We start from the raw sequence: 11,404 nt of genomic DNA on the forward strand, positions 1-11,404 counted from the left end.
GCGAGGGCTCCCGGAACTGCTTCGCGGCGCTGGCGGAGGTGCCGCCAGCCGGCGAAGCCCCTGGCTCCCTTACCGCCGCGCCAGGTCGATCAACGCCGCGAAGCCCGTTTCGCTGCCGAAGGCGAGATGCGTTCCGGTGCTGTTCCAGCTCAGCGCCGAGACGGGGCCCCGGCCGGGTGCCGCCAGCGGCACGATCTTGCTGGACGCGATCTCCGCCATCAGCACCAGCCCATCGGAGAAGCCGGCGGCGAAGACCTCCTGGCTCGGATGGCAGGCGACCGCGGTGCAGAGCACGCCGTCGCCGCCCGCGATCTCCTCCGGCGCCTTGCCCATCGGGCCGCCGCCGAAGAAAGGCCAGCAGATCACCGCCTCGGAACCCGAGGTGCAGAGCCAGCGGCCCTTGGGGGTGAAGGACAGGAAGCGCGTCTTGGACGGGTAGCCGGACATGCGCATGTGCTGCCCGTCCGTCAGGCGCCAGCCGTGCAACGCGTTCTCCTGCATCGCGGTGACGACATGGGAGCCGTCGGGCGAGAAGGCGATGGCGTGGTGGCTGCCCTTCCAGTCCAGCTTGCGCGGGTTGTCCTCCTTCGCCGCGACGAACCAGATCGAGGCGCCGTTGTAGTGGCTGGCCGCGATCCGCTTGCCCTTGGCATCGAGGGCGACGCCGCCGGCGGTGGAGGGGGTGGCGAGCGTCTTGAGCGTCTTTCCCTTGCCGTCGAGGACATGCACCGCCTTGCCCACCGCCGCGACGCGCACGCCGGAGGGATGGGTGGCGAGGTGTTCCACCCATTTCATCATGCCGAAACTGGCCAGTTCCGTGACCTCGCCCGCCGGGCTGGTGCGCAGCAGGCGGCCGTCGTCGCCGCCGGAGAGGTAGCCATCGGCGCAATCCGGCACCAGGGACTGCGCCGCGCCGTCATGCGCCTCGACCCGGCGCCATTCGCCGGACAGGTCGCGCAGGTCGGCCAGGTGCAGGGTGCCGTCGCCCAGGGCGAAGGCGGCGGAGCCTCCGTCATGGCCGAAGGCGGCGCCCACGACCCAGGCGCCGAGGTCGCGCGAGGTGCCCCGGCTTTCCAGCACGAAATCGACGTTGCCGAGCGTTTCCGACATCAGGCGGCGACCGTGGATTCGAAGCCGCGGCGCAGGCGAGGGCGGTTGATGTTGCGCCCGATGAAGACGATGCGGGACTTGCGCGGCCCCTCGGCATCGGCGGCGGCGAGCGGGATGTAGTCGCCGTCGGCGATCATGTGCACGGCCTGGAAGGCGAAGCGGCGGCCTTCCTGGCCCTTGTAGTAGAGGATGCCCTTGGTGCGGAGGAGGTCCTGCCCCTGGGTGGCCAGCACCTCGCTGATCCAGGCGTTGAACTTCGCCTCGTCGATCGGCTTGTCCACCTCGAAGGAGACGCTCAGCACCTCGCTGTCATGGCTGTGCTCGTCCTCGCCGGAGAGGAATTCCGGCTCGCGCTCCAGGATGCGCTCCAGGTTGAAGGCGTCGCGGCCGATCACGCTTTCCACCGGGATATCGGACTTTGTGGCGCGGCGGATCTCGACGGTGGGGTTGATGGCGCGGATGCGGCGCTCGACCTCGTCGGCCTGTTCCGGCGTCACAAGGTCCATCTTGTTCAGCACGATCAGGTCGGCGAAGGCCACCTGCTCCTCCGCCTCGGGGCTGTCGCCCAGGCGCTCCAGCAGGTGCTTGGCGTCCACCACCGTCACGATGGCATCCAGGCGGGTGGCCTTCTTCACGTCCTCGTCGACGAAGAAGGTCTGGGCCACCGGCGCCGGGTTGGCGAGGCCGGTGGTCTCCACGATGATGCCGTCGAAGCGGTCGCGGCGCTTCATCAGGCCGCCCAGAATGCGGATCAGGTCGCCGCGCACGGTGCAGCAGATGCAGCCGTTGTTCATCTCGAAGACCTCCTCGTCGGCATCGACGACAAGGTCGTTGTCCACCCCGAGCTCCCCGAACTCGTTGATCACGACCGCGAATTTCTGGCCGTGGTTCTCGGTGAGGATGCGGTTCAGCAGGGTGGTCTTGCCGGCGCCGAGATAGCCGGTGAGCACGGTCACGGGAACGGGCTCGCGCTCCTGCGGCTTGGCATCCTGGGTGGTCGTGGCGGACATGCGGAGGCCCTCCGGAAGTCGGGGAAACAGGGTTCAGGGCGTTATATGGTACGGTTTGCCCGCTTGGTCACGGGGCCGGGCCAGAAGGGGCCGCGCCCGGGGTGGGTGGCGGCCCTGCGCGCCGTTCGGGGCGCGCTTCTGCCTGGCACCGGGCCGGGGCATGCCGCCAGCCATGACACTTTAGGGTTTTAGCGTTTTAGGATTTTAGCCCTTTATCTGTCCCGGCGGATGCAGGGCTTCGATCCTCGGGGCGAAGCCGACCCTTCCGGTCCGGGGCAGGTGGCGCCTTGGAGGGAATGGCGCGGGATGCGTCTTGATTATATTCCTATATCGCGCCGCCAGCGAGGAAGCAAGGCGTGTCAGGGGGCTGTGCTCCGATCCGTGCGGCGGGACACATGGCCCGGGGGAAGGCTCCGCCTTGCCCCCGTACCCCCATCCGCCAGGACCCTGAGGGTCCTGGACCTCCCCTTCGCTGGCACCTGCCGCGGCTGGATCACGCCGGAGAGCGATGCTCCCCGGCGATGGCCGGTGCCACGCGCGCGGACAGGTGTGCTTGATTCTTCGGGCGCCTGCTGTTTCCGCCAGCCCTGCGGGATGGGACCGGCGGACCGAGGGTGACCGTGGGTGCCAACTCCCGGGGTCCAGGGCGCGAAGCGTCCTGGCGGTGAGGGGGTTCCGGGGAAGAGGCGGCGCCTCTCCCCTGGGGGTGGCCAGGGGAGACGTCCGTGCCTGCCAGGGCTCGTCCTATTCCGCGTCCGGCTGACGCGCCGGGGCGGCCTCGGCGAAGGCCGGGAGGGCGTTGCAGGCCGCCTCCGCCGCCAGGAGGCGCGGAAGGGCGGCGAGGTCGCAGCCGAAGCGGCGGGCATTGCCGAGTTGCGGCACCAGCGCGATGTCGGCCAGGGTCGGCGCCGTGCCGAAGCAGAAGGGACCCGGCTGGTCGTGGATCAGCGCCTCGCAGGCGGCGAGGCCATCGCCGATCGCCCAGCGGGCCCAGGCCGTGACCTCCTCCTCGGGCAGTCCCAGGCCGCGCAGCCGGGCCAGGACCTTGAGGTTCTGCACCGGATGGATGTCGCAGGCGATGGCCTGGGCGAAGGCGCGGACCCGGGCGCGGTCGTCGCGCCCCGAGGGCAGCAGGGGCGGCTCGGGCCAGCCTTCCTCCAGCCATTCGCAGATGGCCAGGGACTGGGTGAGGACCGCGCCCTCGTCCGTCTCCAGGGCGGGCACCAGGCCCTGCGGATTCAGGCGGAGATAGTCCGGCGCCCGCTGCCCGCCATGGCGCAGGTGGTGGAAGGCCTGGCCGGGGCGGAGGCCCTTCAGGTTCAGGGCGATCCGCACGCGCCAGGCGGCGGAGGAGCGGAAATAGCCGTGCAGGCGCATCGTTTCGCCTTTCGCCGCGTCAGCGGGCCGGAAGGATGATGGCGCGGCACTCGCCGAAGCCGATGGGGGCGGCGCCGTCGCGGCGGGCGCGGGCACGCAGCGTGACCTCGTCGCCATCCTCCAGGAAGCGGCGGCTCTCGCCGGAGGGCAGCGCCACCGGCTCCTTGCCGCCGCGCGTCGTTTCCAGCAGTGAGCCGAAGCCCGTGGGATCGGGCGCGGAGATCGTGCCGGAGCCCAGCAGGTCGCCCGGCTGCAGGTTGCAGCCGTTGCTGGTGTGGTGCGCGAGCATCTGCGCCACGGTCCAGTACATGTGCCGCGCGTTGGACAGGGAGAGGCGGTGCGGGGGCAGCCCCTGCTCCCGCATCCGCGCCGTGGAGAGCAGCACCTCCAGTTCCAGGTCGAGGGCGCCGGTGCGCTGGTCGGCCTCGTCCAGCAGATAGGGCAGCGGGGCCGGGTCGCCCTCGGGCCGGGGTGGCTGGGCGATGCGGAAGGGTGCCAGGGCCTCCGGCGTCACCACCCAGGGCGAGAGGGTGCTGGCGAAGTTCTTGGACAGGAAGGGGCCGAGCGGCTGGTATTCCCAGGCCTGGATGTCGCGCGCCGACCAGTCGTTGAGCAGGCAGTAGCCCGCGACATGCGAGGCGGCCTCGCCCACCGGGACGGGCTCGCCCAGTTCGTTGCCGGGGCCGACCCAGATGCCGAGCTCCAACTCGTAGTCCAGCCGCTCGCAGGGCGCGAAGCGCGGCGCCTCGGCTTCGGGTGCCTTCAGTTGTCCTTTCGGGCGCCGCACATCCGTGCCCGAGACGCGGAGCGAGGAGGCGCGGCCATGATAGCCGATGGGCACGTATTTGTAGTTCGGCAGCAGCGGATTGTCCGGGCGGAAGACCTTGCCGATGTTGGTGGCGTGGTGGATGCCGACGTAGAAATCCGTGTAGTCGCCGACCTGCGCCGGCAGGTGCAGGGTGCAGTCCGCCAGGGGCAGCAGGCAGGGCTCGGCCCGAGCGCGGTCGTCACTGCCCAGGGGGCTGTCCAGGGGGCTGTCCAGGGGGCTGCCCAGGGCAAGGATTTCCGACAGGCGGGCGCGCAGGGCGCGGCGCGGGGCGGCGCCGAGGGCGAGGAAGCCGTTCAGCGTTCTGGCGGAAGCGGCCTCGGCAGCCCGGGCGGCCTCCCCGGCGAAGAGTCCGGCGGCCAGTGCCGCCGGGAGGTCCAGCACATGGTCGCCGATCGCCACGCCGCCGCGTTTCCCCGCCCCGGCCGACGAGAAGATGCCGAGGGGCAGGTTCTGGATCGGGAAATCCGCGTGCCCGTCCGCCCCCGGCACCCAGGAGCGGAGGGCGGGGTCATGGGTGGCGTCGAGGGGGGTCTCGGTCATGGTGTCTCTCGCGGTCCGGCTCACGGGCGGTTCGGGTCGAAGTTCTTGTGCAGGCCCAGGCCGTAGCCGGTGTAGTCGGACTGCAGTTGCGGTGCCTCCGCCGCGAAGCGGGTCACGCGCTGGGGGAAGCGGGTCTCGAACATGAAGGCCAGCGTGCCTTCCAGCTTGTGCGGCTTGAGCTCGGCGTTGCTCGCCTTCTCGAAGGAAAGCTGGTCCGGCCCGTGCGGCAGCATGGTGTTGTGCAGCGAGAAGCCGCCCGGCGCGAAGCCGCCGCCGGTCTTGGCGTCATAGACGCCGTAGATCAGGCCCATGAACTCGCTCATCACGTTCATGTGGTACCAGGGCGGGCGGAAGGTGTTCTCGGCCACCAGCCAGCGGTCGGGGAAGATGACGAAGTCGATATTGGCCGTGCCCGGCGTCTCGGAGGGCGAGGTGAGCACGGTGAAGATCGAGGGGTCGGCATGATCGAAGAGGATCGGGCCGACCGGCGAATAGCGGCGGAGGTCGTATTTGTAGGGGGCGTAGTTGCCGTGCCAGGCGACCACGTCGAGCGGCGAATGCGCGATCTCCGCGCGCCACAGGCTGCCGCCCCACTTGATGGTGAGAGTCGAGGGCGCGTCGCGGTCCTCATAGGCCGCCACGGGGGTGAGGAAGTCGCGCGGATTGGCCAGGCAGTTGGCGCCGATCGGGCCGCGGTCCGGCAGGGTGAAGGCGCCGCCGTAGTTCTCGCAGAGGTAGCCGCGTGCCGGCTGTTCGTCATGCAGCTCCACGCGGAGCTTCACGCCGCGCGGGATCACCGCGATCTCGCCCGGTTCGATGTCGATGATGCCGAACTCGGTCCAGAGCCGCAGGTCGCCCTGCTGCGGGACGAAGAGCATCTCGCCATCGGCGTTGTAGAAGTACTCGTCGCGCATGGAGCGGGTGACGAGATAGAGATGGCTGCCCATGCCCGCCTGGGTCGCCGCGTCGCCGGCCGTGGTGATGGTGCGGATGCCTTCCAGGAAGCCCGTGCCCTGCCCTTCCGGCAGCGGCACAGGGTCCCAGCGCAGCGGCGCCGGGGCCATCTCGGTTTCCGTGCAGGGCGCCGTGCGCCAGAGGCCGGCGTCGATCTTCCGGAACTGGCCCCAATGCGTCACGGTCGGGCGGATGCGGTAGAGCCAGGAGCGCTCGTTGGTGGCGCGCGGCGCGGTGAAGGGGGAGCCGGAAAGCTGCTCGGCATAGAGGCCGTAGGCGCAGCGCTGCGGCGAGTTGCGGCCGATGGGCAGGGCGCCCGGCAGCGCCTCCGTCTCGAAGCCGTTGCCGAAGCCGGACAGGTAGGCCGCCTGGTTCGTCGCGGTGGACGGCGCCACGGCCAGCGCGGGTTTCACGGTCTGGTTCATGCGTCTTGCTCCCGATCCGGGTCAGAGCCGGTTATGATAGTTCGGCAAAGGGTTTTATATCGTCTCATATGATATCGAAAGCACGAAATGCGGCCCGCGCCGCGCGGCCTGCTGCCGGGGCTGGGAATGGGGCCGATGGGGAAACGCCCCGGCCGCTGGTCCTGGGGGAGTTCCTCCCCTATCGCCTGTCGGTGGTGACGGAGGCGGTGAGCGGCCTCTTCGCCACCCGCTACCAGGAACGTTTCGGCCTCAGCATCCCGGAATGGCGCGTGGTGGCGGTGGTGGGCGAACAGGGCTCGCCCAGCACGCAGGAGGTGATCGAGCGCACCGGCATGGACCGGGTGCGGGTCAGCCGCGCCGTGATCCGCCTCGCCGACAAGGGGCTGCTGGACCGGCGCACCCATCCGCGCGACCAGCGGGCGCAGATATTGAGCCTGACGCGGCAGGGGCTGGCGACCTATCGCCAGATCGTGCCGCTGGCCCTGACGTTGCAGGCGGCGCTGGCCTCGGCGCTGACCGAAGCGGAGCAGCGGCAGCTCGACGGCATCCTCGACAAGATCGGCACGCGGGCGCGCGAGATGCTGGGCGAGGAAGCCGGGCACGGGGAGGCGGAGGAGGCGGAGGGCTGAGCGGGGATCAGCCGTCCAGCTCGGCGGATTTCACGGGGCGGCTGCCTTCCAGGGCGCGCCACATCTCCACGTCCCGCTCGGCGGTCCAGATCTGCGGGCGGTCGAGGCCGCGCGCCTCGTCATAGGCGCGGCTGACGTTGAAGGGCATGCAGTGCTCGAAGATCACCCAGTGGCCGTATTTCGGGCGCATCCGGTCCATGGCGGTCGCGTAGATCTCGCCGAGTTCCTGGCCGGCCGCAACGCCTTCCCTGGCGATGCGGAAGAGGTCGGTGGTGAAGGAGGCGGTGCCCTCGATGCCCTCCGCGATGTCGGCCTCCGTGACCAGGGAGCGGCCACGGCCCGGCACCATGGCCTTGGGGCCCAGTGCCTTCAGCGCCGCCAGCGTGTCCGGCCAGTCGGTGAAATGCGCGTCGCCGCAATAGGGGGTGGCGCCGAATTCCACCGTGTCGCCGGCGAAGGCCACGCGCTCCTCCGGCAGCCAGACCACCGTGTCGCCCGCCGTGTGGGAGCGGCCGATATGGATGATCTGCACCTCCCGCCGGCCGAGCCAGAGCGTCATCTTCCGCTGGAAGGTGATGTGGGGCCAGGTGAGGCCGGGGATGCTCTCCTTGCCGCGGAACAGGCGCGGGAAGCGGCCGATCTCGCTGTCCATGTCCTGCTGGCCGCGTTCCACGATCATGTCGCGCGTGACGTCGGAGGCGATGATCTCCGCGCCTTCGTAGCCTGAGGCGCCGAGCACGCGCACGGCGTGGTAGTGCGAGAGCACCACATGCTTCACCGGCTTGTCGGTCACGGTGCGGATGCGGGCGATCACGTCCTGCGCCATGCGCGGCGTCGCCTGGGCATCCACCACCAGCACGGAATCGTCGCCGATGATCACGCCGGAATTGGGGTCGCCCTCGGCGGTGTAGCCGTAGAGGCCGGGGCCGAGCTCCTCGAAGGAGACTTTCTTCTCGGCGAGATCCGTGGTGCTGGCGAATGACATGGCGTGGTCCTCGTTCTCTTCGGTTCGTGCCACGCTTCAGTGCGTGACGCGGAGGGTCTCGTCGGTGCCGGCAGGGACGATGCCCTGGCGGGCGCGGGCCAGGGCCTGTTCCAGCACCCGCGCATCGCCGATATGGTTGGCGAGGAGCAGGATCAGCCGCGCATTCACCTGCTGGCTCTGCGCCGGGGTGAGGCCGCGCTGGGCATCGATCAGGGCGGCGTAGAAGTCGTCCGGCGCCTCGATATTGGGCTCGGTGTTCAGCGTGCCGGGCATGGCGGGCGTCCCTTCAGGCATTGCCGCTGGCGCGGGCGAGCGCGGCCAGGATGCGGGCGGGGTCGGCGGTGCGCCAGCGGGCGCAGACATGCTGGTCGGGGCGGAGGAGATAGAAGCTCCCCTCCCCGGCATCGTAGCGTTCCCATGCCAGGCCCCCGGCATCCTCCAGCACCGTGGCGCCTTCCACGGCGAAGGGTGCGGAGCCGGCGGGGCGAAGGATCACGAGGCGCATCGGCACGGCGCCGGAATCGAGCGCGCGCAGGGCGGCCAGTAGGCCGGGCGATGGCGGTGCCGTGGCGAAGAGCAGGCCGGTGAAGCCGCCGCCCAGATGCGGCAGCAGCCATTCCGCCGCCCCATCCCGATGCACGGGCGCATCGGCCGCCGCCGCGCCGGGCACCATGGCGCCGGCGAAGGCCTCGCCATCCGGCGTGTTCAGCGGAGAATCGCGCAGCACCGCCGGGACGGAAAGGCGGCCGCTGTTGACCATGCGCCGGGCGAAGTTGCAGTCGCGCGCCAGGTCCAGCACGGCATCGCGGAAGGCCCGGCTGGCCTCGTTCTTCGGCGTGATGAAATCGGTGCTGCGCGTCGAGTGGCGGATGTTCTCGTCGGCGGCGAAGACGCGCTCCCCGTCATAGCTGTCGAGCAGGCTCTCCGGCGCGGCGCCCCGCAGCACGAGGCCGAGCTTCCAGGCGAGGTTTTCGGCATCCTGCACGCCGCTGTTGGCGCCGCGGGCCCCGAAGGGAGAGACGCCATGCGCGGCGTCGCCGGTGAACAGCACGCGGCCGTGCCGGAAGCGGTCCATGCGGCGGCAGACGAAGCTGTAGACGCTGACCCATTCCAGGGTGAAGGCGCGGTCCTCGCCGAGCAGCGCCCGGACGCGGGGGATGACGTGTTCGGGGCGCTTCTCGGCCTCCGGATCGGCATCCCAGCCGAGCTGGAAGTCGATGCGCCAGACATTGTCCGGCTGGCGGTGCAGCAGCACGGACTGGTTGGGGTGGAAGGGCGGGTCGAACCAGAACCAGCGCTCGGAGGGGAAGCCCGCCTCCATCCGCACATCGGCGATGAGGAAGCGGTCGCGGAAGACCTGGCCCTTGCTTTCCAGCCCCATGAGGCGGCGCGTCTGGCTGCGGCCGCCATCGGCGGCGACCAGCCAGTCGGCCAGGAGGCTGTAGGGACCGTCCGGCGTCTCCACCTCCAGGCGCACGCCATCGGGGCCGTTCTCCAGGCCCGCGAGGCTGTTCTTCCAGCGGATTTCCAGGTTCGGGAGGTCCCGCGCGCGTTCCAGCAGGAAGCCTTCGACGTAGTACTGCTGCAGGTTGACGAAGGCCGGGCGGGCGTGGCCCGTCTCGGGCAGCAGGTCGAAGCTGTAGACGGGCTCGTCGCGGAAGAAGACCTTGCCGCAGTTCCAAACCACGCCCTTCTCGACCATGCGATGGCCGCAGCCGAGGCGGTCGAAGATCTCCAGCGTGCGCTTGGCGAAGCAGATGGCGCGGGAGCCGCCGGCGAGGCGGTCGTCGTCGTCCAGCACCACCACGGGCGTGCCGGATTGCGCGAGGTCGATGGCCGTGGCCAGTCCGACCGGGCCGGCGCCGACCACCACCACCGGATGGCGCACCGGCTGGGCGGCATCCTGGTCGGCGGAACGGCGGTAGCCGAAGCGGAGCGCCTGGTAGTCGGGCGCCGGGGCGGCGGGCAGGGGAAGTGCCAAGGGGGAGACCGGGGGAGCGAGGCCCGGCACGGATGGCGAGACGGCTTCCTGCAACCCCTTGATCCTCCCTTCCACGGACGCCTTTCCGGCGTTCCTGCGCGTTTCAGGGACAGATATGTCTCATATGATATGATCCGGTCAAGGCGCTTCGGCGGTGGGTCGCCCCGGGGGTCAGGTCGCCTTGAGGGTCAGGCTGCCGAGCGGCGGAAGCGGTCATGGCGGAAGGGCGTGGGGTCCACGATGGGGGTGTCGTTGGCCACCAGATCGGCCATCAGGCGCCCCGCCCCTGGTCCGATGCCGAAGCCATGGCCGGAGAAGCCGGTGGCGATATGCAGGCCGGGGATGCGCTCCACCGCGGAGATGACGGGCACGACATCGGGCGTCACGTCGATCAGCCCGCCCCATTCCTGTGCCACCTGCATCGCGGCGAAGCCCGGGAAGGCGCGCGTCAGGTTGGCGCGGGCGCCGTCCAGCAGGGCGCGGGAGGGGACGGGGTCGAGGACCCGCACCGCCTCGAAGGGCGAGGCTTCCTCCATTCCCCAGTGGCGGGGGATGCGCCATTCCTCCAGGAAGCGGCCGCCGACGCGCAGGCGCAGGTCGCTCCAGGTCGCGCGCAGATTGGGCAGGAAGTCGAGGAAAAGGCGGAAGCTGTCCGGCGTGATGTCCGAGACGGCGGCGCGCTGCGAGATGGTGTAGCCGCCATCGGCGCGCTTGCGGAAGGCGAAGTCCGAGGCGGCTGCCGCGGTTTCGGGCAGCCCTTCCAGCGGCTGGGTGCGCAGGACCGAGCCCAGCACCTTCATCTGCGGCAGGTCGAAGCCGACATTGCCGCAGAAGAGGCGCGACCAGGCGCCACCCGCCAGCACCACGGAATCGCAGGCGATGCGCCCCTTCTCCGTCACCACCCCGGCGATGCGGCCGCCCTGCCGGTCCAGGCCGCGCACGGCGCAGCCGGTGAGGATGGCGGCTCCCCTCTCCCGTGCCGCGCGGGCGATGGCCGGGGCGGCGCGCTGCGGCTCGGCGCGCCCGTCGCTGGCGGTGTAGAGGCCGGCCGGCCAGCGCCGGGCGGAGCCGGGCAGCACCGCATCGACCTCCGCCGTGCCGAGCATGCGGCTGTCGAGCTGGTAGAGCTTCGCGTGTTCCAGCCAGGCCTCGTGCCGGGCGATATCGGCCGGCCCTTCGCAGAGATAGACGATGCCGGACTGGCGGTAGCCCGTGTCGATGCCCAGGCGTCGATCGAGGCCGCGCCAGATGCGCTGCGCCTCGATGCTCAACGGGATCTCGCGCGGGTCGCGGCCCATGGTGCGGCACCAGCCCCAGTTGCGGCTGGACTGCTCGCCGCCGATGCGGCCCTTCTCGCAGAGCGCGGCGGAGATGCCCTTCTCCGCCAGGGCGAGCACGGTGCTGACGCCGATGATGCCGCCGCCGATCACCACGACATCGACGCGCGCCGGCAGGCTGGGATCGGATTCCACGGGATCGACGGGTGGGGACATGGTGTCTCTGCTTCTCCAGGGCCCGGATGGCGGATGGCGCCGGGCGGGCGGCTCCGACGGCATACAGAGGA

At 70.6% G+C, this 11,404-nt stretch carries 10 protein-coding genes; 1 reads left to right on the top strand and 9 read right to left on the bottom strand.

What is annotated here, in order from left to right; genetic code table 11:
• Positions 1–69: 69 nt before the first annotated feature.
• From RGI145_RS15320 to hmgA, 5 genes are all read right to left on the bottom strand, one after another.
• Positions 70–1,110, bottom strand: coding sequence for a WD40 repeat domain-containing protein (locus tag RGI145_RS15320; RefSeq protein ID WP_075799027.1), 1,041 nt, complete (start codon positions 1,108–1,110; stop codon positions 70–72).
• On the bottom strand, positions 1,110–2,120 hold the full coding sequence (locus RGI145_RS15325) for a CobW family GTP-binding protein (RefSeq protein WP_075799028.1): 1,011 nt from the start codon (positions 2,118–2,120) through the stop codon (positions 1,110–1,112). Before RGI145_RS15325 ends, RGI145_RS15320 begins: the two co-directional genes overlap by 1 nt.
• A 744-nt stretch (positions 2,121–2,864) precedes the next feature.
• Positions 2,865–3,497, bottom strand: a complete 633-nt coding sequence (gene maiA / locus RGI145_RS15330) for a maleylacetoacetate isomerase (protein ID WP_075799029.1) — start codon at positions 3,495–3,497, stop codon at positions 2,865–2,867.
• Between the two features lie 19 nt (positions 3,498–3,516).
• Positions 3,517–4,866, bottom strand: coding sequence for a fumarylacetoacetase (fahA, locus tag RGI145_RS15335; protein ID WP_075799030.1), 1,350 nt, complete (start codon positions 4,864–4,866; stop codon positions 3,517–3,519).
• Positions 4,867–4,886: 20 nt separating this feature from the next.
• A complete protein-coding gene (gene hmgA, locus RGI145_RS15340) occupies positions 4,887–6,245 on the bottom strand; it encodes a homogentisate 1,2-dioxygenase (protein ID WP_075799031.1) in 1,359 nt (452 codons plus the stop codon).
• A gap of 68 nt (positions 6,246–6,313) precedes the next feature.
• On the opposite strand from hmgA, the gene RGI145_RS15345 reads away from it, so the two are divergent.
• Positions 6,314–6,874 (top strand): MarR family winged helix-turn-helix transcriptional regulator, encoded by a 561-nt coding sequence (locus RGI145_RS15345; protein WP_075799032.1) that lies wholly within the window; start codon positions 6,314–6,316, stop codon positions 6,872–6,874.
• Positions 6,875–6,881: 7 nt separating this feature from the next.
• Here RGI145_RS15345 and RGI145_RS15350 read toward each other — a convergent pair whose 3' ends face one another.
• From RGI145_RS15350 to RGI145_RS15365, 4 genes are all read right to left on the bottom strand, one after another.
• The gene (locus RGI145_RS15350; protein WP_075799033.1) at positions 6,882–7,859 is read right to left on the bottom strand and encodes an MBL fold metallo-hydrolase; all 978 of its coding nucleotides are present in this window, start codon (positions 7,857–7,859) and stop codon (positions 6,882–6,884) included.
• Between the two features lie 36 nt (positions 7,860–7,895).
• Complete coding sequence (locus RGI145_RS15355; RefSeq protein WP_075799034.1) at positions 7,896–8,132, bottom strand: DUF2783 domain-containing protein; 237 nt, start codon at positions 8,130–8,132, stop codon at positions 7,896–7,898.
• A 13-nt stretch (positions 8,133–8,145) separates the two neighbouring features.
• On the bottom strand, positions 8,146–9,915 hold the full coding sequence (locus RGI145_RS15360; RefSeq protein WP_237183091.1) for an FAD-dependent oxidoreductase: 1,770 nt from the start codon (positions 9,913–9,915) through the stop codon (positions 8,146–8,148).
• 113 nt (positions 9,916–10,028) lie between these two features.
• Positions 10,029–11,333 (bottom strand): NAD(P)/FAD-dependent oxidoreductase, encoded by a 1,305-nt coding sequence (locus tag RGI145_RS15365; RefSeq protein WP_075799035.1) that lies wholly within the window; start codon positions 11,331–11,333, stop codon positions 10,029–10,031.
• Between the last annotated feature and the right edge of the window lie 71 nt (positions 11,334–11,404).

Origin of the sequence: Roseomonas gilardii, from assembly GCF_001941945.1 — a bacterium.
GTDB lineage: Bacteria > Pseudomonadota > Alphaproteobacteria > Acetobacterales > Acetobacteraceae > Roseomonas.